Below are 24,351 nucleotides of genomic sequence, written 5' to 3'. Positions count from 1 at the left end.
ATAGAGGCTGCCCAGATGCATAGTCCTGTATATACAAGTGACTGTCAACCGGAACGGATAAGGTGGCGCGCAGACGCCGCGGTCCGAGCGACGGACCCGGCGGCGGTTTGCGTGACCACAGCGGACCCACGCGGCCGCCGATCAGAGACCGAGAGGTGGTGGCGATGAACCGCCCCGTGGGCGATGCAGACCTGGCGGTCTTGTTCGCGGCGTCCGGACCGGATTCGGCACCGGCGTACGAGCGGATCAAGAACCTCATCCGCACGCAGATCGCCGCCGGGCGCTGGGCCGCAGGCGATCTGCTGCCCTCGGAGCATCAATTGGTCGACGCACTCGGGATCTCGCGTATGACGGTCAACCGCGCGCTGCGCGAACTGGCCGCGGCGGGTGTGGTCGTTCGGATGATGGGCGTCGGCACCTTCGTCGCACCCGCGAAGGTGGCCTCGCCGCTGTTCGAGGTGCGCAATATTGCCGACGAGATCCAGCAGCGCGGCCACCGGCATCGCACCGAGGTGATCTTCCTGCGCAGCGAATCCGTTGATACCGACAATCCACTGCTCGACGACTGGCCAGCGGATACGGTATTCCATTCGCTGCTGGTGCATTTCGACGATGACGTACCGATCCAGTTGGAGGACCGCTACGTCAATCCGGCCGCGGCCCCCGGCTACCTCGACCAGAATTTCGCCGATATCACCCCGAACCGCTATCTCAGCGAGGTCGCGCCACTGGTCCGCGGCGAGCATGTGGTCGAAGCGGTGCAGGGCCGTCGCGAGGACTGCGAACTACTGCGGATCCGACGCACCGAACCCTGTCTACAGATCCGGCGGCGCACTTGGTCCGCCCATACGCTGGTAAGCGTTGCGCGGCTGGTGCACCCCGGCTCGCGCAGCCGTCTCGAGGGCGCATTCGGAGCCTGATCCGCTGGCGGTGAATGCCGCTGGGCCGAGGTTGTCTCAGGTGCCGAAGTTCCGCACGGCATGCGTCACGATCGCGTCGAGGCTCGCGTGATGTGCACCCTTCCAATAGGTTCGGCCGCAGTCGATGCACTGCGCGAAAGCTTCGTAGGTGCGTTCGGTGTCGTCGGGGAGTTGCCCGCGCAGGGTCTGTTTATCGGTCACGCGGAGCAGGCCGTTGCACGCCGTGCAGCGGGTCCATGGCGCGAGCGGTGGTGCGAAACGCGACAGCACATCGTCGAGCTGTTCGGTGGGGCGATGACTGTAAATGTATGCACCCGCGAAGATTTCGCGGCGCCGCAGCAGTCCGCGATCGCGGGAGAGCAGGATGCGGTGTTCGAGCGCCGAGCGCGTGGCCAGTGCCGCATCTCCGATATCCGGCTTCTCGTAGGCGGCGTCGATGCCCAGCAGGCGCAACCGTCGCGCGAGGGTCCCGAGGTGGATATCGAGCAGGAATCTCAGCGGTTCGGCGATGTGCTGGGGGCGGACCACGGCGCGCACCGAGACGGCCTCGCCGTCGGCAGGCAGATGTGCTGAATCGACCGGGCGACCGTCGACCAGCAGCGCTCCCACCTCGGTGAGCGGCACACCGAGCGACTCCACGATGTGCCCGAGGGTCGAGCTGCCATCGATCCGCACGGCCGAGCGACCCGCGCGCTGTGCTGCGGCGACGAACAGCCGCAGTTCGGGCGCGAAATCGACCGTGATCTGCGCAGTGGTCACGCGGTCAGCATGCCAGGGCACGCGGTCCGGCGACCACCTGGTTTCACAATGCCCAGGGTTGGGCGCGGCGGCGAACCGGCGGTTCCGCGTTGGCCATGGCCTCGAGGTCTTCGAGGAATTTGTCGATGCTGTCGGCCGCCACATGGGTGGAGCCGATTTCGTAGCGGACCTTCTCCTCGGTGCTGTCCAGCACCGTGTCGATGAGATCGGCCTTGAGATCGCGGATGAGCTGGGTGCGCATCTGGGCGATCTGGTCGCGGCCCTGGCTGCGAACCCGGGCCACCTCGGCATCGGCGAATTCGCGCATCTTGGCGACGATGCGCTCGGCATCGACGCGCGCGTCCTCGCGGATGTGTTCCAGTTCGGCCTGGGCGTCCGAGACGGCGTTGTCGTAGGCCCGCTTGGCCTCGACGAGACGCTTCGCCGCAGCATCGTTGTCGTCGAGCTGCTTCTGAATATTGTTCTGCGCCTTGGCCATCAGCCGCCCGATTGGCGGTGCGATGTATTTGACCCAGATGAAGACAATGACGGCGAAACCGAACAGCTGGCTGAAGAAGATCGGCCAGTCGAAGGTGATGTGGAAAATGCCGGAGTCTTCGGATGCCGCGGCGAGGATGCTAGTGGTGAGGTTCATTGTCTACGCTCGCTCTGACTGGTGGCCCGCGCTGGAACGGGCGTGCCGATCCTTGATGCCGAGCACGCGATCGGCCAATGTCTCGGCGAGCGGTTCGACAGTCTCACGCAGCTCCGCGGCCACCTGGTCCGCCTGGGCCCGCAGTTCCGTCGCGGACTCCGCGACGATCCTGTCGGCCTCTTCCTGCGCCTCACTTCGCAACTGCTCGAGGATAACTCGGCCCTCGGCCCGTGCTTGATTCCTGATCTCGACCGCTTCACTGCGCGCCTGCGCAACGGCCGCCTGATACTTCGCTTCGGCGTCGGCGAACAAGGCTTTGGCTTCCTTGTTGTCGACCGCGGTCTCCGCGACTCTTTCCTCGCGTTCCGCCAATACCTTGCGTATCGGCGGAACGACGAACAGCCACATGACCCCGAGCACGATCAGGAAGATCAAAAGCTCGACGAAGAATGTGCCGTTGGGAATGAGGAAATTCCCCTCGGCAACAACATCCGTTCGCGGAGTCATACTGCGTTACTTACCGGGAGTAGCGAATACGAAGAGCGCCATGAAGGCCAGATTGATGAAGTACGCCGCCTCGACCAGACCGACGGTCAGGAAGAAGTTACCGCGGAGGCGACCCTCCGCTTCCGGCTGACGGGCAACGCCGTTGATCAGCGCGGCACCGGCAAGGCCGTCACCGATACCCGCGCCGATGGCGCCGCCGCCCATAATGATGCCGCCGCCGATGAGGGCGCCCTGGACGATGGCCGCCGTTGTTGCGTCTGCCATTTTTCACTTCCTGTTCTGTTACCTGAGCTCGATCGGCGGCGCCGATCCGTTGTGTTGTTTCGAGCGACCAGCAAAGCAGTCGCTGGTGGTTAGTGTTCGTTCTCCAGCGACATCGACTGACTGAAGTACAGGACGGTCAGCAGGGAGAAGATGAATGCCTGGATGGCTCCGACGAACAGGTCGAAGAGTTTCCAGATGGCATTCGGACCCCAGCTGATCCAGAACGGGAACAATGCGATCACCGAGACCATAACGCCACCCGCGAACATGTTGCCGAACAATCGCAGCGACAGCGAGAGCGGTTTGGCGACTTCCTCGATGACATTGATGAAGACCATCGGCCCCCAGCCGGTGTGGCCCTTCAGCAACTGCTTGGCATGCCCGCCGATACCGCGGCGGTACACGCCCGCGCCCTGATACATGATGAATACGAACAGGGCGAGCGCGTAGACGAAATTGACATCCGATGCGGGCGGTGCGATCAGTTCGCCGTGTCCGTACTGCACCGGCAGCACCGACAGCCAGTTGGACAGCAGGATGTAGATGAACAGGGTGACGGCCAATGGCAGCGCGAACGGCGCGACCTTCATGCCGATGGCGCTCTCCACCTGGTTGCGCATCCCGACCGTCACGGTCTCGAAGAACAACTGCACGCCGTTGGGCACGCCCGAGGTCAGCTTGGCCCGCAGGTAGAACGCCAAGCCGAGCACGATCGCCGCGGCGAGCGTGGTCGAGATGATTGTGTCGACATTGAAGTCCATGCCCCACAGATGTGCGACCGCGTGTTCGCCGACCTTGATCTTCGGCTCTTCGGCGGGCTGCTCCTGTGCGAGCACCGGAACGGCCGACCGGGCGATGAAGGCGAGTTGATCCGTCATGATTGCTGGCGAAGCTCCTTCACTTCAGGCAAGACGGTGACCAACACCAGAATCACTTGAAAGGCAGCCAAGCCGAAGAAGATTCCGATGCCATGGGGTCTTGCCAGGAAACCCACTACGAGCGAACCGCCGGTTATTCCGGCCAGTCGAACCGCCGAGGAGAGATACAACCCCTGTTTCCTCGGTTTTTCGGCGTCGGCGACCCGGTTGACGGTCAACCGGGTGAGTTGCGCATTCAACCAACCGAGTCCGAGTCCGAGACAGATGAACAGTCCGAGCAGCAACCCATCGAGCAGCCCGGCTGCCGCCAGAGTCAGTACGCCGACGCCTATTGCGAAGACAGTCGCACGGCGCATTCGGAGTGCATTCACATCCACTTCGATACCGTCCTCGGTCATCATCCCACCTCGTAGTGGGGTCGTGATTGATCGATAGCATACACATCAACAACGCCTTTGTGAGGCAACGTTTTTGATCTTTCTCCGGAGGATTTTCGGACCGTGTCCGTTCGGCGACAGTGTCACCCCAGAGTCATCAAGATCAACTAATTACCCTCCTTCACGACAAGATCAACAAGACCGTCCGTTCGGTACTTCTGTCATCCGCTAATTCGCAGCATATTTGGCCGAATGGGCGCGAGGGCGGATACGGGCAGCGTGGGTGTGTCAGGCCGGTGCACCGACCCAGACGGTGAGGGCCTCGGGCAATCCTGCGGCGGCGGGTTCCTCGCTCGCCCATGCGACGTAACCGTCGGGTCGCAGCAGGACGGCGGCCGGGGTCGGGATTTCGCCGACACCGGGCACGGTCCAGTGCGCGCCGCGGCTGTCGGCGCGGACGATGTCGATTCGGTCGTGCCATTGCGGTACCGCGGGAACGTCGTTTCCGTCGAGTACGAGCAGCGCCGGGCGGCCCCCGCGCAGCAGTTCGTGCACTCGGGTCGCGCCCGCCGCGGTCGTGAGATCGGCATCGGGGATGCGGCGGCCGGTAAGCGGGTGCTCGCCCTTGATGTCATAGCGGATATCGAGTGCGGTGATCATGAGGCCGAGGCGATGGCGCACCTGCTCCATATCGATCAGATCGCTCATGATGTCGCGCAGCGCGTCGGTGTGCGGGCCGGGACGGCCGAGCGCGGTTTGGGCGCGGGTGTTGTGCAGGACCCGGGCCGCGATGGGGTGGCGCTCGGTCTCATAGGTGTCGAGCAATTCGTCGGATGCGTTGCCGTGCAAGGTGGCGGCGAGCTTCCAGCCGAGGTTCACCGCGTCCTGGATGCCGAGGTTCTGTCCCTGGCCGCCCGCCGGGTAGTGGATGTGCGCGGCATCCCCGGCCACGAAGACTCGCCCGACGCGGTAGCGGTCGGCCTGGCGGGCGGCGTCGCCGTAGTGCGAGACCCAGCGCGGGCTGTGCATGCCGAAGTCGGTGCCCGCGACCTCGACGAAGCTGGTGCGGAAGTCCTCGAAGCTCAGCTCGGTGCCGCGCTCGAAGACGTGGTCGTGACGCTGCACGACGAGTCGGTACCAGCCGGGCTCGAATTGCACCGCGGAGAAGTCGCCGGCACCGCGTCGATGTCCGAAGAAGGGCTGCGCGGGCGGATCGGCCAGTTCGACATCGGCGAGCATGCCGATCGCGGTCGCATCGGTGCCGACATAGTCGATGCCGGCGAGTTTGCGCACCGCGCTGCGGCCGCCATCGCAACCGACCAGGTAGGCGGCGCGGATCCGGCGCGGATTCGGGCCACCGATCTCCACCTCGACACCCGCCGCATCCTGCCAGAAGTCGACGACCGGTGAGGCCCACTGCACGACCGCGCCGAGTTCGGTTGTGCGCCGGTCGAGTTCGCGTTCGATCACCGACTGCAGCACGGCGAGCATGAAGGGGTAGCGGGTGTTGAAATCGCTGAAGTCCAGGGGTAGGCCGGCGAAGTGTCCGGCCTGCATGATGCGGCCGAGCGGGAGTAGATCGTCGAGCAGGCCGCGCTGATCGAGGATCTCCAAGGTGCGGGCGTGGATGCCGCCCGCCCTGGATTCGCCGGTCCGCGCCGGGAGTCCGTCGACCAGCGTCACATCCACTCCGGCCAAGCGCAGTTCATAGGCCAGCATCAGGCCGGTCGGTCCGGCGCCGGCGATCACTACCTCGGTGGTTTCCATGGCGGTCTCCTTAACAACGTTAAGCGATTTAACGTTGTTAAGGAGACCAGAACATTGTTAAGCTGTCAAGGGATTCGACAGTGGAGGTGACAGTGAAGATCGATGCCAAGGTGATCGCCGAGGCCGCACTCGGGCTGCTCGATGAGGTCGGTCTCGATGGGCTGACCATGCGCAAGGTGGCCGCCGCACTGGATGTGCAGGCGCCCGCGCTGTACTGGCATGTCAAGAACAAGCGCGAACTGCTCGACGCGATGGCGCAGCGGGTCTTCATATCCGCGGTCGACGGCGTCGAGGCGCCGCGACAGGGGGAGGACTGGCAGGACTGGGTGGTGGCGCTGGCCGGACGGATGCGCCGGTCGATGCTGCGCTATCGGGACGGGGCGAAGGTGCTGGCCGGTACCTACGTCAGTGATGAAGCCATGTGGCGCACCGTGGAATTGACACTGCGCACACTCGAGGATGCGGGATTCTCGGTGGTCGACGCCGAGCGGGTCTTCCCGATCCTGCTGCACTATACGGTCGGGTTCGTAATAGAGGAGCAGGCCCAGTCCGGTGCGGAATACGCCGACGGCAATCCCTACGATCTCGCCCGGCTGGCGCACGCCGTCGATACCGACCGCTACCCCCGAACCGCCCGCATGGTCGCCGACCTCTTCGGGGCCGATACCGATGCCGAATTCGACCACGGGCTACGCGTCATCCTGGCCGGAATCCTCGCCACCCGAACCGTTTCCGAAACTTCCTGACCTCGGTCAGCGACCGAATCCCAGCAGACCGTCGGCCAGAGTCGAGATCTGCAAGGCGTCGAGAACCTGTAGCCGGACGTCCGGGCATTCGGTGACGGTGATGTGATCGACGACGGCGCGATCCCGGATGACGGTGTCGTTGAGGCCGCCGTTGCGGGCGGCCCAATCGTGCACGGTGCCATTGAAGCTGATCTTGCCGAGCTGTCTGCCCTGGGTGCGCCACTTGTCGACCTCGGGTCCGATCATCTCGCACAGCTGCCTTGCCGCCGTCGGCGTGATCTCGTCCGTATTCGGCACCTGCGCCGAGCTGCCCGGGGGCGAGAACGTAATGGTGATGTTCGGATGTGCGGTGGGGGTGCCGGGCAGCGGATTGATATCGCCGTCGCCGTCGCAGCCGACGAGCAGGACCGCGGCCAGTATCGCCGCGGCCACCGTGGCGGTGGATCCGAGTGCGGGCATCGGTACTCCTTATTATTTCGCTTCGGGCGTCAGCTCGTAGACGACGTAGGCGGTGCGCACCACCGGCAGTGCGACATTGCGCACGCGAATGCCGCCGGGGGTGGTGCCGCGTTCGATGCCCGCATGCGCGTGCCCGTGGATCGCGAGGTCGGCGCCCCGGTCGTCGATGGTCTCGCCGAGTAGGTAGGAGCCGAGGAACGGGTAGATTTCGCGCGGTTCGCCGTGCAGGGTGTCGCTGATCGGGGAGTAGTGGGTCATGGCCACGGTGATGTCGGTGTGCAGGCCGGCCAGTGCCTCGCCCAGTGTCTCGGCGAGATCGACAGTGTGGGAGGCGAATTCGCGCATGACCCGCTCACCGAAGACGCTCGCGCACTTACCGGCGAAACCACCGCCGAAGCCCTTCGTCCCGGCAATGCCGAGGGTTTGTCCGTCGACCGTGAATTCGGCTGCGGTTCCTTCCAATACGGTGATGCCGTAATCGGTGAGCGTCGCGGTGATCTCATCCTGTGCGTCGCTGTGGTGGTCGTGATTGCCGAGGACCGCGACCACCGGGATACCGAGATCGGCGAATTCCGCGGCGACGACCCGGCCTTCGGCAACGGTGCCGTGCCGGGTGAGATCACCCGCCAGCAGCAGCACATCGGCGCGGTCGGGCAATTGCGCCAGTGCGGGGCGGAATTCGCCGCGCGATTCGACGCCGAGATGTACGTCGCCGATTGCCGCGATCCGCATGCGCCACTCTCCTTTCCGGTCTCAGTCCGCCAGCGCCTCGGTGTCCCGTGGGGCGGCGGGCGGCGTGACGTGCACGTCGTTGTGGATGCGTGCCTGCGGAAGCTGTTCGCGCACCACGGTTTCCATCTGCTGCTTGCGTTCGATGCTGCTCACCTCGCCCACGAGAACGATCACATCGCCGCGGATCGTCACCTGGACGCCGAGTTCGGCGGTGCGCGGATCCTCGGCCAGCGCCCGGCGCAGGTGCGCGACCAGATATTGCGGCCGATCCATCTACTGCCCCTCCTTCGGCTCGATCAGGCCGAGGTCGTCCACCAGTCCGAGAAAGGCTCGGGCGTAGGGCGAACCACCGGTTTCCGCACGCACCCGGTCCCAATCCACCTGCTCGCGCAGATCGCGCGCGACATGCAGCAGCGGGCTCAGATCCAGTCGGTGCGCGTCGAAGACCAGTAATTTGTCGATCATCAGATCGGTCGCACTGATCACCGGCGCTACGGCCGGACCGACACGCATTACGGTGGCCCGATCGAGCAGTTCGTCGGTGACGTCGCGGTTGTTCGGCCGGTATATCAGGTCGATGAGGACGCCGTCGTCATAGACCTTGGTCAGCCAGTCCTCGGGCGGATCCGCGACCCGCAGTCCGCCACGGGCCAATGCGCTGCGGGCGCGGGCGAGATCGGCGGGTTTGATGAGGATATCCACATCGTGTTCCGAGGCGGGCCCGCCGCGCGCGTACACCGCGCACCCGCCCGCGACCGCGAAGCGGATATCGGTATCCGCCAGCGTGTTCACGGCGCGGGTCAGCGCGTGCAGTAGCTCATCGATGGTCGGGACCATATATGCGCCATACCCGCGGTTCGCCCTGCTAATCGCCGCCGCGAGGGCGCTGTCGGGGTGTGCGCGCGATCAGGGTTTGCGCGCTATGGCGCCGACCATCAGGCGCTCGATAGTGGTCAACTTGTCACGCACGATGCGGGTCGGACGCCACCGGGGCAGGTAGACCAGGCCGGGCTCGACCAGGTCATAGCCGAGGAACAGGTCGAGGATCTCGTCCTTGGTGCGGAAGCGGCCGCGGCCGAGGAATTCCAGGAAGGATTTCTCGGTTCGCTTGGCTTGCGGGCCCGAGTCGCAGAAGTGCGTGATGAACAGGTGGCTGCCCGAGGGCACGGCGTTCATATATCCATCGACGACGCCCGCCGGATCTTCGTCATCGCGCAGATAGTGCAGCAAGCCGACGAGCATGACGGCCACCGGCCGGTCGAAGTCGATCATTCGCTGCACATCGGGATGCTCGAGCACGTTATCGGGATTGCGGAGGTCGGCGGTGACGACGACGGTTTGGTCGTTCTCCTGCAGCAGTGCGCGTCCGTGCGCCAGCACGATCGGATCGTTGTCGGCGTAGACGACGTGTGCCCCGGGCTGCAGCGATTGGGCGATCTGGTGGGTGTTCTCCGCGGTCGGCAGGCCAGCGCCGAGGTCGAGGTACTGCTTCAATCCGGCCTCGCGCGCGAGGTAGCGCACGCCGCGACCCAGGATTTCGCGATTCAGTTTCGCCAGATCATCGATATGCGGCGTGGTCGCACGCAGGTGCTCGCAGACTCTTTCGTCGACGGAGTAGTTGTCCTTCCCACCGAGCAGCGCATCGTAGACGCGCGAAATGCTCGGCTTGGTCTGGTCGATCTCGACCGTCGACCGGGAAGCTGTCATATCCACCCCTCCGCGATACCGGATTGCCTTGCGTGCCTCGAAAAGCGTAGTCACACAAGCAGATGCCGTGCGGACAATTCCCGATTCGATACGAATTCGGTCGGCTCAGTGAACCGGTAGTTTGCTGGCCGAAGCGTTCAGTGCGGAGGGCAGGTGGACGCGGCCTGCGCGCATGGCCGACCATGGGGAAATGTCGCTCAGTACGTACGAAGCCGATCTGTTCGAGGGGTTCAGGGGCCGCTTGGAGGCGATCGCCTATCGGCTGCTGGGGTCGGCCAGTGATGCCGAGGACGCGGTGCAGGATGTGTTTCTGCGGTGGCATGCGGCCGACCGGGAACTGATCGAGACGCCTGAGGCGTGGCTGACGAAGGTACTCACCAATATCTGCCTCAATCAGCTCGGCTCCGCCCGGGCGAGGCGGGAAACCTATGTGGGGCAATGGCTTCCGGAACCGGTCCTGGCCGGGGACCGGATGCTCGGTCCGGCCGATACCGTCGAACAGCGCGAGTCGGTTTCCATGGCAATGCTCACCCTCATGGAGCGGCTCTCGCCCAATGAGCGCGTCGTGTATGTGCTGCGCGAGGCGTTCGGGTACGCGCACCGCGAGATCGCGGAGATCCTCGACGTCACCGAGTCGAACTGCCAGCAGATCTACCGGCGTGCCAAGCAGCATGTCAGCACCGGACGGGCCCGCACCGAGGTCGATGCGGTCGCCGCGCGGGAGCTCGTCGAGAAATTTCTCGCCGCGGGTCTCAGCGGTGACACCGAGCCACTGATCCGGCTGCTGACCATTGACGCGGTCAGCATCGCCGACGGCGGTGGTCGGATTCCGGCCCGCAAGGTCCCGATCATCGGTGCGCTCGGTATCGCGCGGTACCTGCGTGATGTGTTCCGGCCGACCGCTGCCAAGCGCGCCTATGTCGCTGGCCGTCCCGTCTTCTATGCCGTCGTCGTCAACGGCGGTCCCGCGGTGCTGGTCGAGGTCGACGGGCGGGTCTTCGGCATCTTCTGCATCGACCCGACCCCGGACGGCGTCGCGGCAATCCATCTCCAGGTCAATCCCGACAAGCTGGAACGCATTGCGCGCCAGTGGGCAGCCAGCGGGCCCCATCGCCCGCTCGCGGCCGAGTGGTGACTCACATCACAAGCTTTTCCTGTCAGGGATCGTGCGGCTGTCCGGTTCAGGTGGTGAGTGCAACCCGATAGGAGCAAGCCATGAAGCACCGCATTGTCGTTCTCGGAGCCGGGTACGGCGGAGCCATCACTGCCAGTCGCCTGGCCAAGCGGCTGCACCGCGACGATATCGAGATCACCTTGGTCAATGCCGACGCCGAATTCGTCGAACGGGTGCGCATGCACCAACTCGCGAGCGGGCAGGAACTGCCGCGTCGCACACTGCGCGACATCTATGCGGGCACCGGCGTGCAGGCCCGGCTGGCACGGGTCACCGCCGTCGATGTCGACCGCAAGACTGTTGATCTGATCACTGAAAACGGCGCTCAGACCATCGGCTACGACACCCTCGTGTACGCGCTCGGAAGCGCCGCCGCCGACGTCGACGTCCCCGGTGCCGCCGAGTACGCCTACAACGTGGCGGGGAAGCAGGCCGCGCTGCGGCTGCGGGAGCGCCTCAGCGAGTTGGCGCCGGGTGCGACGGTGCTGATCGTGGGCGGCGGCCTGACCGCTATCGAAGCGGCCGCCGAGATCGCCGACGCCCACCCGGACCTCGAGGTCGCGATCGCGGCCCGCGGCGGCGTCGGCGACTGGCTCAACGAGAAGGCCCAGCGCTATCTGCGCAGTGCCTTCAACCGGCTCGGTATTGCGATCCATGAGCAGGCCGACATCGCGCGCGTCGAAGCGAACGGCGTGGTGACCGCGGCAGGCGGCGAGATACCGACCCAGGTGACCGTGTGGACTGCGGGTTTCGCCGCGCATCCCATCGCGGCCACCACCACCCTGGAGGTGTCCGATACCGGGCGGATCGTCGTCGACGGCACCATGCGCTCGGTCTCGCATCCAGATGTGTACGCCGTCGGCGACGCCGCGATGGCGGAAGGAGCGGGCGGTCGGGCACTGCGGATGGGCTGTGCCACGGCGACCCCGATGGCGTGGCAGGCCGCTGACGCCCTCGCCGCGCGCTTGACCGGTCGCAAGGTTCCCGAGACCACGATCGGCTATAACTTGCAGTGCATCAGCCTCGGCCGCCGCGACGGAATCATCCAGCGCGTGACCCACGAAGACCAGCCCACATCCACCGTCTTCACAGGCCGTACCGCCGCCCGCATCAAGGAAATGGTCTGCGCGAGCGCCGCCTGGACCGTTTCCCACCCGACCATGCTGGTGCCGAGCCGCCGTCACCACCTCGCGGCGACCGACAAAGTGGGGACCGACTCGGTCACCGCGTGATACGGACCGGCGGCCCCGGCCTCCCTGAGGCCGGCATGTCGGGCACGCGATACGCGAGTGTCGATGGTCGCGGCGTCCGGTGCTCGGAAGTGGGATGAGGACGGGTGATGCCATCCCTCATTCGTCTCGGAGCCACTGGTTGACCAAGGTTATGCAATGACGAAGCACAATGTGCGCCAACGGTTCCCGCTCGCAGGCCGTCAGGTGGCGTCGAACCAGTGGTCGGCGGGGGCGAGGCGGCCGAATGTATCGGAGATTTGGGCGACCAGGGCCCAGGGGCGTTGGGTGTCGGTGGTGGCCTTGCCGTTCGTGAGGATGGCGCCGGACAGGCCGCGTGCCGGGTCGGCCCAGCCGTATTGGGTGGTCAGGCCGCTGCGGCCGAAGTGAGACTGGGTGTTTCGTCCGAATTTGGATCGGCGGGCACCCAGTTCGTAACCCGCGCGGCTTACCCGTCCGGCCAGGCCGGGTAGCCGCGGCGCGGGTTGGATCGCCGCGCGGAGGGTTTCCGGCTTCATGATCCGGATTCCGTCGAGTTCGCCACCGCGGGTGAGGATTTCGTAGAAGCGGGACAGTTCGCAGGCCGTGGTCACGAGGTTGCCCGAGGGCAGTTCGGCGGTCAGGAAGGCCTGGTTCGCGGATTTGGCGGTTGCGCCGTCCACTCGGCCGCCGAGTGCCTTGCGCGCCAAGAAGGTCGACATTCGCGACGGCGCGGGGCCGGTCTTCACGCTGGGCACGACCTTGTCGACATCCTCGGGGCGGACACCGAAGTTGGTCCAGCGGAAGCCGAACGGCTCGAGTACCTGCTCGGCCAGGTGCTCGCGCATCCGCTTGCCGGTGGCCCGCTGCACCAGCAGGCGTTGGATCAGACCGCTGGTCAATGCGTGGTAGACCCGGAACCGGCCCGGGCGCCAACTCGGCACCAGATCGGCGAGCCCCCGCACGGCCAACTCCTCGTCGAGCACCAGCTCGACCCCCTTGTACGGCGGCGTGACAAAGGGCACCCCGGCCGAATGCGACAGCACATCGCCGATCGTGATCGCCTCCTTGCCATGGGCCGCGAACTCCGGAATGTACTTGCACACAGGATCATTCAGCTCGAAGGCGCCCTGCTCGATGAGCATGAACATCAGCGCGGCGGACACCCCTTTGGCGGTGGAGAAGCCGCAGAACGGTGTCTCCGGCGTAGCGAGCACCTGCTGCGCATCAGGGCTGTCTCTCGGCGCATTACCCCAGCCGTGCCCGATGGTCCGGTTCAACAGGATCTTGCCGTTGCGCCGCACACATGTCTGGATCGCGGGCGTCGTGCCTAACCGGTACCACGCCTGCACCGACGCCCACAGCGACTCGACCTCGCCGCTGGTCGATCCGGCATCCGCCGGATCGTCCTCGTGCCCAACCATCGTCACCGCGTCCAGATCATCGGCGACGGTCACCAACGTGGCAGGAAGTACCTTCACGCGGCCAGCATATCGACGGCGATCGTTCGGCTGGTCACGTGCGCGATTACATCGATTCCCGATCATTGGAGGTCCCGACATCGATTCGGAAGAAACCTTGCAATCGGTGCGCAAACACCGACCGGAGTGGTTTCGCGGCCGAAGCGCGGGTACCCGACAGGCAGGAGGTGTTCGACATGCCCAAGGAATGGAGCAATAAGCAGGAACGCCAGTACGAACACATCAGGGATTCGGCGCGGGAACGCGGCGCGACCCCGCAGCGCGCCGAGGAAATCGCCGCCCGCACGGTCAACAAGAATCGTGCGCAAGCCGGGCAGACCAGGACCGCGAGCCGCACCTCGATCCAGGACAAATCGCCCCAGCAGCGCGGCGGGCAGCGCTCGGGCCGCCGCGGTCCGAAGGGCCCGACCCGCGACCAGCTCTATAACGAGGCCAGGCAGCGAAATATCAAAGGCCGTTCGAAGATGACCAAGGGACAGCTCGCGAGGGCATTGGGCAAGGCCTGATCGGGTCACACGATCAGCCCGAAGCGCGAGCCCCGGTCATCAACGTCTGCCGACGGGAAGGTGCTGGCCCACACGCAGGTGTGAGTGAAACCGGCCCGAATGAAGCGGAAACCGACATCCACGCCACCTCGGTGGCCGTAGGTTAGGACACCCGAGAAGGGTGGTGTCATCCAATAAATCGATTGGGAGATGCGCTGTAGCCTCGGGTTATGTGCCGAAATATCACCGCGCTGCGCGGGCTGGAGCCCGCGGCGACGCCGGAAGAAGTGCATGCGGCTGCTCTGCAGTTCGTTCGCAAGGTAGGCGGGCTGTCCAGCATTTCCGCCACTACCCGTCCGGCGGTCGATGCCGCGGTTGCCGATATCGCGGCCGCCACGATGCGGCTGCTCGAGCAATTGCCGGAGCGCAAGGTCCCGCCGAAGACCGTGCCGCCGCTGCGCCGCCCCGAAGTGCAGGCTCGCATCCACGCTCACACGCACGACTGAGTCCGGGCTGCCTGAGTTCGGGCTGCTCTGAGCAGATCTGCTGAGGGCAGCGCGGCGAGATTTTCGCGGTGCGCGCGGGGCACGGTGGAGTCATGGCTCACGATGACAAGACACCGTTGTTCAGTTGGCGCGCCAGGGAGCAGCTGCTCAACAGGCGAATATTGGTGCTGGACGGCCCCCTCGACGACGATAACGGGACCCTGCTGATGACTCAGCTGCTGACGTTGGCGGCCGAGGACGCCGAGGCGGGGATCTCATTGTGGATCCACTCCCCGGGAGGTTCGGTTCCCGCGATGCTCGCCATTCGCGATGTGATGCGCCTGATACCGTGCGAGGTATCCACATTGGCGCTCGGATTGGCTTGCAGCGCAGGGCAATTCCTGTTGTCCGCGGGTACGCCGGGGCGGCGCTTCGCGCTGCCGCACGCGCGGGTGCTGATGCATCAGGGGTCGGCCGGAATCGGCGGCAGCGCCGTCGATGTCGAGGTGCAGGCCGATGATCTGCGCTACACCGTGGAGACCGTGCTCGGCATCATTTCCGGCGATACCGGACAGCCCTATGACCGGATCTACGAGGATTCGCTGCACGACCGCTGGTTCAGCGCGACGCAGGCCAAGGAGTACGGCTTCATCGACCACATTGTCGACTCGTTCGGGCAGATCGTGCCCCAGCGCCAGCGGATCGGAATCTCGGCATGACCTACACCATTCCCAATGTGATCGCCCAGCATCCGCGCGGCGGCGAGCGCATCACCGATATCTACTCGCACCTGCTGGCCGAGCGGATCGTCTACCTGGGCACTCCGATCGACGCCGGGGTGGCCAATGCGCTCATCGCGCAACTGCTGCACCTGGAGTCGGAGAGTTCGGAACAGGACATCAACCTCTACATCAACTGCGAGGGCGGTGATCTGTCCGCGATGCTCGCGATCTACGACACCATGCAGTTCATCAAGGCTCCGGTGCTCACCACCTGCGTCGGCCAGGCCATCGCGGTCGGCGCGGTCCTGCTCGCCGGTGGCGCCCCCGGTCGCCGATCCCTGCTGCCGCACGGGCGCGTGGTCCTGCATCAGCCAGCCGCCCGCGGCCAGGGCGCGATTCCGGATCTGATCCTGCAGGCCGATGAGTTGGTGCGGATGCGCGGCGAGATCGAGTCGATCCTGGCTCGGCATACCGGGCAGTCGGTGGAGCGGCTGCGTCACGATACCGACCGCGATCGCGTATTCACCGCCCAAGCGGCGGTCGACTACGGTCTCGTCGACAACGTGCTCGGTTCCTAACGCCGCGCCCAGACAGCTTGCCGTATCGCCCCTGCGTCCAAGGTGCGGTCGAAGGTACTCGAATGGTGGTCGCCCAGGCCCGCATTCGACCGCCGTACGACTACGCCCGGCGAGCAGCCGGAGTTACCCCAAACAGACCCCCAAAAATATTGGACAAGCGATCACCATGCGCTGACGCAGGCAAACGCCGAGAGCGCCCCTGCACCAGCGCATTCTCAACCGATTGGATTGGGGGTTTGCTGGTTCGCGGTGGAGTTGGTGTGGGTGGTGGGGCGGGTGGGTGGTGGGGCGGTCTATGGGTGTGGGATTTGGGTGATGGTCGGGCGTGCGCGGCGGGCCGCGCAGGTGACGGCGGCGCCGATGGGCGTGCCGAGCAGCCAGCCGACAAGGACATCGGTCGGCCAGTGCGCGCCGAGATACACCATGCATCCGCCGATGAAGACCACCGCCGCGGCCAGTGCCGTCCCCGCCATGCGGCGGGTACGGGGCGATTCCCAGTTCACCGCCAGGAAGACGGCCATCGCCAGTGCCGAGGTGGCGGCGGCATGGGTCGATGGCATTGCCCAGCCCTGGATCTCGGGCCACACCGTCAGATCTCCGCTCGGGCGCGGCCGCCCGATCACCTGCTTCAGGTTGTGCGCGATCAGGTCGGCGAGCAGCAGACTCGCCGCTGCGGCAGCGCCGACCCGCCAACTTCTGGTCACGACCACGGCCGCCACCCCGGCGAGCGCGAGCAGCCCGAGCACTTCGATACCGACCCCGGCATCGCCGATCGCCCGCACCGCCCGTGTTACCGCATCCTGTCGCGTCTCGGCGACGACGTGCATGATGCCCTCGTCGAATCCCACTATCCGCGAGTCACGCAGCGGCAGGCTATGCCGCAAGCACCATGAGCGTGGGCGTTGCGCTGGCACGCGGTGCGGACTGCCGGGTGAAGGCGGGCCGACGGAGTGCGCGCAAGTCGTCGGTCACCTGTTCGGTCAGACCGAAGAGGGTGGTGCCGAGTGCACCCGCCAACGCCGCGATCATCTCGCTCGACGGTTCCTTGCGCCCGCGCTCCACCTCGGAAAGGTATTGCGGCGAAATGCCCGCTCGCCCAGCGGTTTCGACCAATGTCTCGCGCTGCTCGCGCCGCAGCGTGCGCAACCGTTCGCCGAGCACCTCACGCCACAGTGGCTCGGCCTGCCTCGGCTGGTCGGCGCGTCCGCCCGGGATCGAGTGCAGTCTCGGATGCTCGGTCATATCCAGAGCGTACGACCGCGACCACCGATCCGGTCGATCATTACGCTCTGGGCGTACAAACCGCGAAGGCCCCATGTCCAACGGACACAGGGCCTTTCGCGTCGCGTCGAGATCAGGGCAGCGGAATCCACATCCACGTTCCTCCTGTTGTCGGGCCTCGATCCGAGACCGTCGACCCGTTCGAACCGGACCGACACGACAATGCTCGGGGCTCGGCATTTGCGCCCCTTAGGCCGTGGCTGTGAGTTAGCTGTATGAACCAAAGCTAGGAGTACGCTCATCCATCGGCGGCATGCCCGATCAGCTCACCCAGATCGTCGCCGGATTCTTCGCGGCCTTCGGCGACCCCGATGATGTCACGGGGCGAACTTCGCCTCGCGGAGGAAGGAGAAGGCAATGACCATCCGGAAGGTGACCGTCCTCGGGACCGGGGTGCTCGGTTCGCAGATCGCGTTCCAGACCGCATTCCACGGTTTCGACGTCACCGCCTACGACATCAGCGACGATGCGCTGGCCGGTGCCCGCGACCGCATTGCGAACCTGGCGGCGACCTATCGCGACGAGGTGTCCGGCGCGGATGGCGGCAAGGCCGAAGCGACCGCGGCGGGCATCGCGCTGACCACCGATCTCGCCGCGGCGGTGCGCGATGCCGATCTGGTGATCGAAGCTGTGCCGGAGGTCCGCACCATCAAGGAGCAGACCTATCAGCAGCTCGGCGAGCTCGCGCCGGAGCACACGATCTTCGCCACCAACTCCTCCACCCTGCTGCCCAGCGATATGAAGGACTTCACCGGTCGCCCGGACCGGTTCCTCGCCTTGCATTTCGCGAACCAGGTGTGGAAGTACAACACCGCCGAGGTGATGGGCACACCCGAGACCGATCCGAAGGTGTACCAGGCGGTGGTCGAATTCGCTGCGGCAATCGGCATGGTGCCGATCGAATTGCACAGGGAAAAGGCGGGTTACGTCCTCAATACGCTGCTCGTGCCGCTGCTCAACGCCGCCATGTCCCTGAGCGCGGGCGGCTTCGCCGAACCGGACGCGGTCGACAAGACCTGGCGGATCGGCACCGGTGCACCCTACGGGCCATTCCAGATTCTCGATGTCATCGGCCTCACCACCCCCTACAACATCCTCGCCAATAGCGACGAGGACGGGCAGCGGCTCGCGGCCTGGCTCAAGACCAACTACATCGACAAGGGCAAGCTCGGCATCGCCACCGGCGAGGGCTTCTACAAGTACACCCCGTAGTTCGCAGACCTGAAGTACCGGAGCTGTTCCCGCCGCGCGAACCGGGGTGCGCGCGGTGTAATCGGGGTTGATTCGGCCGCCGCTGGCGCCCAATGGGTTTCGGCTCAGCGGCGATCGCCGAAAGCGGAGTCCGATGCCGGGTGGCGAACTAGAATCGGTTCGGTGGGGCAGGACTCGTCGACGAAAGATAATGCAGCGCGGTCGAAGCTGGTGCGCGTTGCGGTAATCGGTGGCGCTGCGGTGGTGACCGTGCTGGTTGTGATCATGGCGTTCGTGATCGGCTCTGACGACAGCGGCTCCGGCGGTGGCGTCGCCACTCCGGTCGCACGCCCGGACGATACAACTCCGGTGGCCGCGGTGTGGGCGGTGCCGAAAGTGTTTCTGGGCGAATGGAAGGGCGTCGCCAGCGACGGTAGCGCCGCACACGACATCGTGCTGACCATCAAGTCCGGTAAGAATGCCGAGGAGGTCGCCACCTCATCGGATACCGATGAGAGTTCCGGTAACCGCTGCGATCGGATCGGACGCATGGTCAGCGGCACCGAGACCGAGCTCGTCTTCGCTGCGCGCCTGACCGGCGGTATCGACTGCGAACTGGGCATATCAACGGTCGAGCTGCGGCCGGATGGCACCGTCACCTACCGCGCGGGTCAGGGCGGTGCCATTACCGGCACACTGCGCAAGAGCTAGCGGCTCGAGACCTTTTCGCGGATATCCGCTCCGGCGAACCAGGTTCGGTAGAAGGTGTACGCCAGTGCGGCGAAGACACCGAGGAGTGCGACGCCGAACGGGAACGGGTAGTTCGCCATTGGCAGCGCGAGATAGCGTACGCACAGGAGTACGCCCGCGAATGTCGCGATACCGAAGGCCACCACCCGCGCCCGCCCGCGGTCCCAACCCCGGTCGGGATCGCGCAGAACCGATTCCACGGTCAGGCACAGTGTCGCGCCCGCCACCAGATCGACGCCGTAGTGCGCGCCGAGGCCGAGCGTCGCGATCAAGGTGCAGACCAGCCAGAACCCACCGCCCCAGCGCAACCAGCGCGGTCCGCGCCGGGAATGAATGAACAGCGATAGCGCCCACGCGGTATGCAGTGACGGCATGCAATTTCGCGGGGTGATCCCGTCGAACGGCATCGATTCGACCGAGGACGGCAGTGCCGGAACGATATTCGGCCACACATCGGCGAGTTCGAAACCATGTCCCTCCGGCCCGAATGCGAGCACCGGTCCCACCACCGGGAAGACCACGTAGAACAGCGGACCGACCACCCCGAGGGTGAGGAATGTGCGCACCAGGTAGTGCCGCGGCCAGATACCGGTCGTCACATTGCGCAGCTGCCAGGCGGCGACCACGATCGCCGCGACCGGCAACTCGAAGTACACCCACCGCACCACACCGAGCGGCACCGGCCCCGCCGCATCCAGTACCTGCCCGACCAGCCACGACGGATTCCCGAGCGCGTGATCGGCCAGTTCCGCATAGGGATCGAGCACCATCGGGCAGGCCCATGCGGTGATGTCCAACCAGATCTCGCCGACCTTCGTCGCCAGGATCAGCAGCGCACCGAGCGCGATGGTCCGCAGCGCCGTTTCGCGCCGCGCCCCGGTCCAGCGCACCGCGGCGATCACGGCCAGCGCGGTCAACACAATGGTCGGACCATTGCCGATGGTGAACGACCGCCCCTCGATCGCTCGAATGATCACAAAGATCACGTCGATGCCGACCGCGGCCGCCAAGGCGCGCACCCGAACCGGTGCCGAAACCCCGATCAGCGCCAGCAGAAATCCGGCCCACGGCGTGGTCGCGGACTTGGGCCGCCCGACGTAATCCCAGGAAAGGCTGGTAAGCGGTCCCAACGCATCGATATGCACGGCCATGAGCTGACCAGCGACGAGCACCAGAACCGCGCCCGCGATGCTGCCCCAGATCACCCAGGATCGAAACCGACGCGCAACGCCCACTCTCTCGCCAGGTGGGCTGGAACTGTCTTGCGCGTCGTAAATAAGCATTCCGACATCGTAAACACGACGTGAACACCACTGTGCGCGACGATTAACGGAGCCTGTGAGTTCCGGTGGGGGCGCGGTCGTTCGCAGCCGCGCCCCCACGCGGAGCCGAGTTCACTCATGGCTATTGGCAATACGGTGCCATTGCACCCGTCAGCCGACGGATGCTTGCTTGCCGGTCACGATCGGATGGCCGAACCGCGTCGGAGTCAGGGACGGGCGATGATGACGGGGCAGTCGGTGCCGTGCAGGACGGCTTGGCTGACCGAGCCGAGTGTCATGCCCGCGAAGCCGCCGCGACCGTGGCTGCCGACGACGATCAGTTGGGCGTCTTCGGATTCGGCGAGTAGGCGTCGGGCGGGCCGGTCCTCGGCGACCACCCGCTGCACCTCGAGGTCGGGGTACTGCTCCGCGTAACCGGCCAGGTTCTCGGAGAGCAGCTGCTCGGCCTCTTTCTGCATATCGGCGCGGGAGATGTAGCGGTTGAATTCGGACCAGGCGAGCACGGCGCGCACGGTGGTTTCGCGATGCGCGGCCTCATCGAAGGCGATCTCGATGGCGCGGACGCTGACGGGTGAACCGTCGACACCGACCAGTACGGGACCGAGTAGCCGATCCGGTAGGTAGTTCTCGGGTTCGGGGATGACCGCGACCGGGCAGTGCGCGTGCCGGGCCACGGCGGTGCTCACCGAGCCGAGGAGGCCGCGGCGGAAGGCGCCCAGACCGCGGGTTCCGACGACCAGCAGGCGGGCGTCCTTCGAGCGGTCGAGCAGCACCGGGATCGGCGGCGCTTCGACCACGAAGGTGCTGATGTCGAGCTCGCCGACCGGCGCGGCTGCGGCGGTGGCGAATTCGCTTGCGGCGGCAACGGCCGAGGCGCCGGCGGCTCGGTAGGCGTCGTAATCGATCTGGTTGAAAGCGATTCCGGGACCGAAGTCCATCGGGGCGCCGATGCCGTACACGATGTGCAGGGGTGCGCGGTGGCGGACGGCGTCGACGGCGGCCCAGCGCACGGCCTCGGCCGCGACCTCGGAGCCATCGATACCGACGAGCACAGGTGGATTGATGGTGTTGGCGGACATATGATTTCGCCCTTCTGCGGGACCGGTAGTGCCTACTGTGGGTGAACGACCATGACCGGGCAATACGCGGTCTGTACGAGCGCATTGCTGGTGGAGCCGAGCAGCAGCCCGCCGAAACCGCCGCGTCCTCGGCTGCCGAGCACGAGCAGCTGTGCCGACTGCGACCACTCCAGCAGTGCCTGCCGCGCCCCCGACAGGTAGACCTTGCGGATGACCTGCACATCCGGATACTTCTCATGCCAGCCCGCGAGCTGTTCGGCGAGCAGCGTCTGTCCGGCGGTCTCGACGTCGCGGTCGGGGATGGTGTAGGGGAGTCCGGCGAAGCGGTCGTAGTACGGATCGCTCCAGGCATGCACCGCGACGAGCTGGGTATTGCGCTCGCTGGCCTCTTCGAACGCGGCCGCAACAGCGGCCGTGCTGACCGGTCCGCCATCGGCGCCGACCACGACCGGGCCGCTGTGCCGGATCTGCCGTCCGGTGTCGCTATCACGGATCACCACGATCGTGCCGCGGCCATGGCTGGCGACCGCGAGCAGGGTCGACCCGAGATGACTCAGGGTGCCGCCCGCGCCCGCCGCGCCGATCGCGACCAGATGTGCGGTTTCCGATCGCTCGATCAACAGGTGCGCCGGATTGTCCTCGGAGACTTCGGTTTCCACGATCAGGGTCGGATCTACCTTTTGGGCGAGTTGGCGTGCCCGCTCGACCAGCTCCGCGCCTGCGCGGCGGATCGCGTTGATCACCGGGGGCATGACGACGTCATATATCCCATAGACGGACCCGGCCGCGGCGAGGTCGAGGCCGTACACGATGCGCAGTCGGCGGCCCCGCTGCGACGCGGTCTCGGCGGCCCATCGAACGGCGAGGTCGGCGGCTTCGGAGCCGTCGACACCGACCACTATTTCGGCCGACGCCAGCCGGTGCGGATCAGTGTGGTGCTGGATGGTCATGGGCGCGTCCCTTCGGATCCCGATAAGCGGCTATCCGAAGATTAGGAATTCGAGGCGGTCCGGCACGCCTGGCGTTGGTCATGAACCGCAAGGCCCAAAGGCCGCTCCTGGGGTATCCGCGTGGCCCTATGCGGTCGTCGTTCGAGCCGGATCGCGCATAACTACCCGGGCAACGGTGCCGACCACCGCAGCACCGTGCCCCCTCTCTCGCCTTTGGTCACGCTGAAGCTGCCGCCCGCCTGCTCGGCGCGCGTCGCCAGATTCGCCAGCCCGCTCATCCGCTGCAGGTCATCGGGTACGCCGATGCCGTCGTCGGTCACCTCGATGGTGACATCGTCGCGCACCCGGAGCTGGACCGAGAGCGTTGTCGCATGCGCGTGCCGCACCACATTGCTCACCGCCTCGCGCAGCACCGCCTCGACATCGTCCGACATCGGCGACTCCAGCACCGATACCGGCCCCGCGAGCCGGATCGTGGTGCGCAGCCCGCTTTCGCCGACCATATCCGCGATGACGCCGTGCAGTCGCTTGCGCAGCGTCGGTGCGTCCGCGGTGGTGGTGCTGTGCAGATCGAAGATCGAGTGGCGGATGTCCTGCACGATCGTCTGGATGTCCTGAATGGTGTCGGCGAGCCGGGATCTGACCTCGGGGGCGCGCGCCCGCTGCGCGGTGCCCTGCAGCGAAAGGCCGACCGCGAACAGTCGCTGGATGACATGGTCGTGCAGGTCACGGGCGATCCGGTCGCGGTCGGAGAGCACATCGAGTTCACGCATCCGGCGCTGCGTGTTCGCCTGCTGCAAGGCCAGTGCGGCCTGGTCGGAAAAGGCGGCCATCATCGACTGTCCGGCCGCGTCGAGCTGGTGTGTGCCGCTCGGCCGCACGGTGGCGAGCACACCGATGACCGCGTCCTCGGCGCGTAGCGGCAGGATCAGTGCCGGGCCGTATCGTTCCGGCACATCGAAGATCGGGCTGAACTTCAATTCGTCGACCGCGACCACCCGTCCGTTGCGGAACACCTCCGCAGAATGCGATTCGCCCATCGGAATTCGGTGTCCGAGCAGTTCATCGGCGCCGATTCCGGCAGCGGCGACCACCACCAGCTCGGTGACATCTTCGGCGGGGATGTCGGCATCTTCGGGGAGCGCGAGGAACGTGCACGCCGACTGAGTGAGGGTCAGGGCCCGATCGGCAACCAGTTCGAGGGCGGCGCCCGGTTCGCCGCCCGCGAGCAGTTCGGTGGCCACATCGCGGTTGGCCTCCAGCCACTGCTGGCGAATTCGGGACTGTTCGTAGAGGCGGGCGTTGGCGATGGCGATACCCGCGGCGGCCGCCAGCGCCTGCACCACGACCTCATCGTCCTCGGTGAATTCCTGGCCGCCGGACTTCTCGGTGAGGTACAGATTGCCGAACACCTCGTCGCGGACCTTCACTGGAACGCCGAGGAAGGTGCGCATCGGTGGATGGTGGGCCGGGAAGCCGACCGATGACGGATGCTTCGAAAGGTCGGTCAGCCGAATGGGCTTCGGTTCTTCGATCAGCAGGCCGAGCACACCGTGACCGCGCGGCAGATCACCGATCATGACCCGGGTCCGATCGTCGATGCCCTCGTAGACGAATTCGGCGAGCTGGCTGCTGGTCTTATCGGTTTCGCGCACGCCGAGCGCGCCGTATCGGGCGTCGACCAGTTCGATGGCGGTGTGCACGATCGAGCGCAGGGTGTTGTCGAGGTCGAGCCCGGCGGTCACCACCAGCATCGCCTCTAGCAACCGGTCCATCTGATCGCGGACGCCGACGATCTGCGCGATCCGATCCTGGACCTCGCCGAGTAGCTCACGCAGCCGCAGCTGCGAGAGGGTTTCGGTCACCGGTGTCCGGTCGGACAGCTCCGACTCGTCTTCCATAACCTGCATTTTCGCACGTGCGGCGTGCGGTGC

The 24,351-nt window shown here is 65.9% G+C and carries 29 protein-coding genes; 10 read left to right on the top strand and 19 right to left on the bottom strand.

Annotated elements, in window-relative coordinates; genetic code table 11:
• Positions 1 to 164 precede the first annotated feature (164 nt).
• A complete protein-coding gene (gene hutC / locus ACWEO2_RS16250) occupies positions 165 to 920 on the top strand; it encodes a histidine utilization repressor (protein ID WP_452406015.1) in 756 nt (251 codons plus the stop codon).
• Between the two features lie 36 nt (positions 921 to 956).
• On the opposite strand, the gene ACWEO2_RS16245 is transcribed toward hutC, so the two are convergent.
• The 7 genes from ACWEO2_RS16245 to ACWEO2_RS16215 all read right to left on the bottom strand — a co-directional run bounded on the left by ACWEO2_RS16245 (position 957) and on the right by ACWEO2_RS16215 (position 6,106).
• Entirely contained in the window at positions 957 to 1,679 is a 723-nt protein-coding gene (locus ACWEO2_RS16245) for a Mut7-C RNAse domain-containing protein (protein ID WP_452406014.1), read from the bottom strand.
• Positions 1,680 to 1,722: 43 nt separating this feature from the next.
• Positions 1,723 to 2,313 carry a F0F1 ATP synthase subunit B family protein gene (locus ACWEO2_RS16240; protein WP_452406013.1) on the bottom strand — a complete coding sequence of 197 codons (591 nt, stop codon included), beginning with the start codon at positions 2,311 to 2,313 and terminating at the stop codon, positions 1,723 to 1,725.
• Positions 2,314 to 2,316: 3 nt separating this feature from the next.
• Complete coding sequence (locus tag ACWEO2_RS16235) at positions 2,317 to 2,820, bottom strand: F0F1 ATP synthase subunit B (RefSeq protein WP_452406012.1); 504 nt, start codon at positions 2,818 to 2,820, stop codon at positions 2,317 to 2,319.
• A 6-nt stretch (positions 2,821 to 2,826) separates the two neighbouring features.
• The gene (locus ACWEO2_RS16230) at positions 2,827 to 3,084 is read right to left on the bottom strand and encodes a F0F1 ATP synthase subunit C (RefSeq protein ID WP_040687366.1); all 258 of its coding nucleotides are present in this window, start codon (positions 3,082 to 3,084) and stop codon (positions 2,827 to 2,829) included.
• Positions 3,085 to 3,173: 89 nt separating this feature from the next.
• Positions 3,174 to 3,962: a F0F1 ATP synthase subunit A gene (atpB, locus tag ACWEO2_RS16225; RefSeq protein WP_452406011.1), complete on the bottom strand. Its 789-nt coding sequence runs from the start codon at positions 3,960 to 3,962 to the stop codon at positions 3,174 to 3,176.
• A complete protein-coding gene (locus ACWEO2_RS16220; RefSeq protein WP_452406010.1) occupies positions 3,959 to 4,360 on the bottom strand; it encodes an ATP synthase subunit I in 402 nt (133 codons plus the stop codon). Before ACWEO2_RS16220 ends, atpB begins: the two co-directional genes overlap by 4 nt.
• A 267-nt stretch (positions 4,361 to 4,627) precedes the next feature.
• Entirely contained in the window at positions 4,628 to 6,106 is a 1,479-nt protein-coding gene (locus ACWEO2_RS16215; RefSeq protein WP_452406009.1) for an FAD-dependent monooxygenase, read from the bottom strand.
• Between the two features lie 80 nt (positions 6,107 to 6,186).
• Here ACWEO2_RS16215 and ACWEO2_RS16210 point away from each other — a divergent pair, with 80 nt between their 5' ends.
• On the top strand, positions 6,187 to 6,852 hold the full coding sequence (locus ACWEO2_RS16210; RefSeq protein ID WP_452406008.1) for a TetR/AcrR family transcriptional regulator C-terminal domain-containing protein: 666 nt from the start codon (positions 6,187 to 6,189) through the stop codon (positions 6,850 to 6,852).
• A gap of 6 nt (positions 6,853 to 6,858) precedes the next feature.
• Here the strand turns inward: ACWEO2_RS16210 and ACWEO2_RS16205 are convergent, their stop codons facing one another.
• From ACWEO2_RS16205 to ACWEO2_RS16185, 5 genes are all read right to left on the bottom strand, one after another.
• A complete protein-coding gene (locus ACWEO2_RS16205; protein ID WP_452406007.1) occupies positions 6,859 to 7,311 on the bottom strand; it encodes a hypothetical protein in 453 nt (150 codons plus the stop codon).
• Between the two features lie 12 nt (positions 7,312 to 7,323).
• Positions 7,324 to 8,043 (bottom strand): metallophosphoesterase family protein, encoded by a 720-nt coding sequence (locus tag ACWEO2_RS16200; protein ID WP_452406006.1) that lies wholly within the window; start codon positions 8,041 to 8,043, stop codon positions 7,324 to 7,326.
• A gap of 21 nt (positions 8,044 to 8,064) precedes the next feature.
• Entirely contained in the window at positions 8,065 to 8,316 is a 252-nt protein-coding gene (locus ACWEO2_RS16195; protein WP_355182651.1) for a BON domain-containing protein, read from the bottom strand.
• Positions 8,317 to 8,880, bottom strand: coding sequence for a nucleotidyltransferase family protein (locus ACWEO2_RS16190; RefSeq protein WP_452406005.1), 564 nt, complete (start codon positions 8,878 to 8,880; stop codon positions 8,317 to 8,319).
• A gap of 69 nt (positions 8,881 to 8,949) precedes the next feature.
• On the bottom strand, positions 8,950 to 9,750 hold the full coding sequence (locus ACWEO2_RS16185) for an SAM-dependent methyltransferase (RefSeq protein ID WP_452406004.1): 801 nt from the start codon (positions 9,748 to 9,750) through the stop codon (positions 8,950 to 8,952).
• Positions 9,751 to 9,940: 190 nt separating this feature from the next.
• Here ACWEO2_RS16185 and sigJ point away from each other — a divergent pair, with 190 nt between their 5' ends.
• Complete coding sequence (sigJ, locus tag ACWEO2_RS16180; RefSeq protein WP_452406003.1) at positions 9,941 to 10,885, top strand: RNA polymerase sigma factor SigJ; 945 nt, start codon at positions 9,941 to 9,943, stop codon at positions 10,883 to 10,885.
• Positions 10,886 to 10,965: 80 nt separating this feature from the next.
• Positions 10,966 to 12,156 (top strand): NAD(P)/FAD-dependent oxidoreductase, encoded by a 1,191-nt coding sequence (locus ACWEO2_RS16175; RefSeq protein WP_452406002.1) that lies wholly within the window; start codon positions 10,966 to 10,968, stop codon positions 12,154 to 12,156.
• 200 nt (positions 12,157 to 12,356) lie between these two features.
• Here ACWEO2_RS16175 and ACWEO2_RS16170 read toward each other — a convergent pair whose 3' ends face one another.
• On the bottom strand, positions 12,357 to 13,613 hold the full coding sequence (locus ACWEO2_RS16170) for a serine hydrolase (RefSeq protein WP_452406001.1): 1,257 nt from the start codon (positions 13,611 to 13,613) through the stop codon (positions 12,357 to 12,359).
• A 176-nt stretch (positions 13,614 to 13,789) separates the two neighbouring features.
• On the opposite strand from ACWEO2_RS16170, the gene ACWEO2_RS16165 reads away from it, so the two are divergent.
• The 4 genes from ACWEO2_RS16165 to ACWEO2_RS16150 all read left to right on the top strand — a co-directional run bounded on the left by ACWEO2_RS16165 (position 13,790) and on the right by ACWEO2_RS16150 (position 15,883).
• Positions 13,790 to 14,119: a plasmid stabilization protein gene (locus ACWEO2_RS16165; RefSeq protein ID WP_452406000.1), complete on the top strand. Its 330-nt coding sequence runs from the start codon at positions 13,790 to 13,792 to the stop codon at positions 14,117 to 14,119.
• 209 nt (positions 14,120 to 14,328) lie between these two features.
• Entirely contained in the window at positions 14,329 to 14,604 is a 276-nt protein-coding gene (locus ACWEO2_RS16160) for a DUF2277 domain-containing protein (protein ID WP_452405999.1), read from the top strand.
• A gap of 92 nt (positions 14,605 to 14,696) precedes the next feature.
• Positions 14,697 to 15,302, top strand: coding sequence for a ClpP family protease (locus tag ACWEO2_RS16155; RefSeq protein ID WP_452405998.1), 606 nt, complete (start codon positions 14,697 to 14,699; stop codon positions 15,300 to 15,302).
• Complete coding sequence (locus ACWEO2_RS16150; RefSeq protein WP_354960632.1) at positions 15,299 to 15,883, top strand: ClpP family protease; 585 nt, start codon at positions 15,299 to 15,301, stop codon at positions 15,881 to 15,883. The genes ACWEO2_RS16155 and ACWEO2_RS16150 overlap by 4 nt, the downstream gene beginning before the upstream one ends.
• A 293-nt stretch (positions 15,884 to 16,176) precedes the next feature.
• Here ACWEO2_RS16150 and ACWEO2_RS16145 read toward each other — a convergent pair whose 3' ends face one another.
• Both ACWEO2_RS16145 and ACWEO2_RS16140 read right to left on the bottom strand, forming a co-directional pair.
• Complete coding sequence (locus ACWEO2_RS16145) at positions 16,177 to 16,767, bottom strand: phosphatase PAP2 family protein (RefSeq protein ID WP_452405997.1); 591 nt, start codon at positions 16,765 to 16,767, stop codon at positions 16,177 to 16,179.
• Positions 16,757 to 17,125, bottom strand: a complete 369-nt coding sequence (locus tag ACWEO2_RS16140; RefSeq protein WP_452405996.1) for a helix-turn-helix domain-containing protein — start codon at positions 17,123 to 17,125, stop codon at positions 16,757 to 16,759. Before ACWEO2_RS16140 ends, ACWEO2_RS16145 begins: the two co-directional genes overlap by 11 nt.
• 396 nt (positions 17,126 to 17,521) lie before the next feature.
• On the opposite strand from ACWEO2_RS16140, the gene ACWEO2_RS16135 reads away from it, so the two are divergent.
• Positions 17,522 to 18,376 (top strand): 3-hydroxyacyl-CoA dehydrogenase, encoded by an 855-nt coding sequence (locus ACWEO2_RS16135; RefSeq protein ID WP_452405995.1) that lies wholly within the window; start codon positions 17,522 to 17,524, stop codon positions 18,374 to 18,376.
• A 162-nt stretch (positions 18,377 to 18,538) separates the two neighbouring features.
• Positions 18,539 to 19,066 carry a hypothetical protein gene (locus ACWEO2_RS16130; protein ID WP_452405994.1) on the top strand — a complete coding sequence of 176 codons (528 nt, stop codon included), beginning with the start codon at positions 18,539 to 18,541 and terminating at the stop codon, positions 19,064 to 19,066.
• Here ACWEO2_RS16130 and ACWEO2_RS16125 read toward each other — a convergent pair.
• The 4 genes from ACWEO2_RS16125 to ACWEO2_RS16110 all read right to left on the bottom strand — a co-directional run bounded on the left by ACWEO2_RS16125 (position 19,063) and on the right by ACWEO2_RS16110 (position 24,318).
• On the bottom strand, positions 19,063 to 20,388 hold the full coding sequence (locus tag ACWEO2_RS16125) for a DUF5933 domain-containing protein (protein WP_452405993.1): 1,326 nt from the start codon (positions 20,386 to 20,388) through the stop codon (positions 19,063 to 19,065). The genes ACWEO2_RS16130 and ACWEO2_RS16125 overlap by 4 nt on opposite strands.
• A 206-nt stretch (positions 20,389 to 20,594) precedes the next feature.
• Positions 20,595 to 21,467 carry a universal stress protein gene (locus tag ACWEO2_RS16120; RefSeq protein WP_452405992.1) on the bottom strand — a complete coding sequence of 291 codons (873 nt, stop codon included), beginning with the start codon at positions 21,465 to 21,467 and terminating at the stop codon, positions 20,595 to 20,597.
• Between the two features lie 32 nt (positions 21,468 to 21,499).
• Positions 21,500 to 22,417 carry a universal stress protein gene (locus tag ACWEO2_RS16115; RefSeq protein ID WP_452405991.1) on the bottom strand — a complete coding sequence of 306 codons (918 nt, stop codon included), beginning with the start codon at positions 22,415 to 22,417 and terminating at the stop codon, positions 21,500 to 21,502.
• Positions 22,418 to 22,578: 161 nt separating this feature from the next.
• Positions 22,579 to 24,318 (bottom strand): GAF domain-containing sensor histidine kinase, encoded by a 1,740-nt coding sequence (locus ACWEO2_RS16110; RefSeq protein WP_452405990.1) that lies wholly within the window; start codon positions 24,316 to 24,318, stop codon positions 22,579 to 22,581.
• Between the last annotated feature and the right edge of the window lie 33 nt (positions 24,319 to 24,351).

The organism is Nocardia sp. NPDC004278 (genome assembly GCF_053602975.1).
The sequence above is the reverse complement of the archived record's forward strand: the minus strand, read 5'-3'. Positions and strand labels throughout refer to the sequence as shown.

Coding starts and splice junctions, on each gene's coding strand:
- hutC (WP_452406015.1), top strand. CDS start 165: ATGAACCGCCCCGTGGGCGATGCAGACCTGGCGGTCTTGTTCGCGGCG.
- ACWEO2_RS16240 (WP_452406013.1), bottom strand. CDS start 2,313: ATGAACCTCACCACTAGCATCCTCGCCGCGGCATCCGAAGACTCCGGC.
- ACWEO2_RS16235 (WP_452406012.1), bottom strand. CDS start 2,820: ATGACTCCGCGAACGGATGTTGTTGCCGAGGGGAATTTCCTCATTCCC.
- ACWEO2_RS16230 (WP_040687366.1), bottom strand. CDS start 3,084: ATGGCAGACGCAACAACGGCGGCCATCGTCCAGGGCGCCCTCATCGGC.
- atpB (WP_452406011.1), bottom strand. CDS start 3,962: ATGACGGATCAACTCGCCTTCATCGCCCGGTCGGCCGTTCCGGTGCTC.
- ACWEO2_RS16220 (WP_452406010.1), bottom strand. CDS start 4,360: ATGACCGAGGACGGTATCGAAGTGGATGTGAATGCACTCCGAATGCGC.
- ACWEO2_RS16215 (WP_452406009.1), bottom strand. CDS start 6,106: ATGGAAACCACCGAGGTAGTGATCGCCGGCGCCGGACCGACCGGCCTG.
- ACWEO2_RS16205 (WP_452406007.1), bottom strand. CDS start 7,311: ATGCCCGCACTCGGATCCACCGCCACGGTGGCCGCGGCGATACTGGCC.
- ACWEO2_RS16200 (WP_452406006.1), bottom strand. CDS start 8,043: ATGCGGATCGCGGCAATCGGCGACGTACATCTCGGCGTCGAATCGCGC.
- ACWEO2_RS16195 (WP_355182651.1), bottom strand. CDS start 8,316: ATGGATCGGCCGCAATATCTGGTCGCGCACCTGCGCCGGGCGCTGGCC.
- ACWEO2_RS16190 (WP_452406005.1), bottom strand. CDS start 8,880: ATGGTCCCGACCATCGATGAGCTACTGCACGCGCTGACCCGCGCCGTG.
- ACWEO2_RS16185 (WP_452406004.1), bottom strand. CDS start 9,750: ATGACAGCTTCCCGGTCGACGGTCGAGATCGACCAGACCAAGCCGAGC.
- sigJ (WP_452406003.1), top strand. CDS start 9,941: ATGTCGCTCAGTACGTACGAAGCCGATCTGTTCGAGGGGTTCAGGGGC.
- ACWEO2_RS16175 (WP_452406002.1), top strand. CDS start 10,966: ATGAAGCACCGCATTGTCGTTCTCGGAGCCGGGTACGGCGGAGCCATC.
- ACWEO2_RS16165 (WP_452406000.1), top strand. CDS start 13,790: ATGCCCAAGGAATGGAGCAATAAGCAGGAACGCCAGTACGAACACATC.
- ACWEO2_RS16160 (WP_452405999.1), top strand. CDS start 14,329: ATGTGCCGAAATATCACCGCGCTGCGCGGGCTGGAGCCCGCGGCGACG.
- ACWEO2_RS16155 (WP_452405998.1), top strand. CDS start 14,697: ATGGCTCACGATGACAAGACACCGTTGTTCAGTTGGCGCGCCAGGGAG.
- ACWEO2_RS16150 (WP_354960632.1), top strand. CDS start 15,299: ATGACCTACACCATTCCCAATGTGATCGCCCAGCATCCGCGCGGCGGC.
- ACWEO2_RS16140 (WP_452405996.1), bottom strand. CDS start 17,125: ATGACCGAGCATCCGAGACTGCACTCGATCCCGGGCGGACGCGCCGAC.
- ACWEO2_RS16135 (WP_452405995.1), top strand. CDS start 17,522: ATGACCATCCGGAAGGTGACCGTCCTCGGGACCGGGGTGCTCGGTTCG.
- ACWEO2_RS16125 (WP_452405993.1), bottom strand. CDS start 20,388: ATGCTTATTTACGACGCGCAAGACAGTTCCAGCCCACCTGGCGAGAGA.
- ACWEO2_RS16120 (WP_452405992.1), bottom strand. CDS start 21,467: ATGTCCGCCAACACCATCAATCCACCTGTGCTCGTCGGTATCGATGGC.
- ACWEO2_RS16115 (WP_452405991.1), bottom strand. CDS start 22,417: ATGACCATCCAGCACCACACTGATCCGCACCGGCTGGCGTCGGCCGAA.
- ACWEO2_RS16110 (WP_452405990.1), bottom strand. CDS start 24,318: ATGGAAGACGAGTCGGAGCTGTCCGACCGGACACCGGTGACCGAAACC.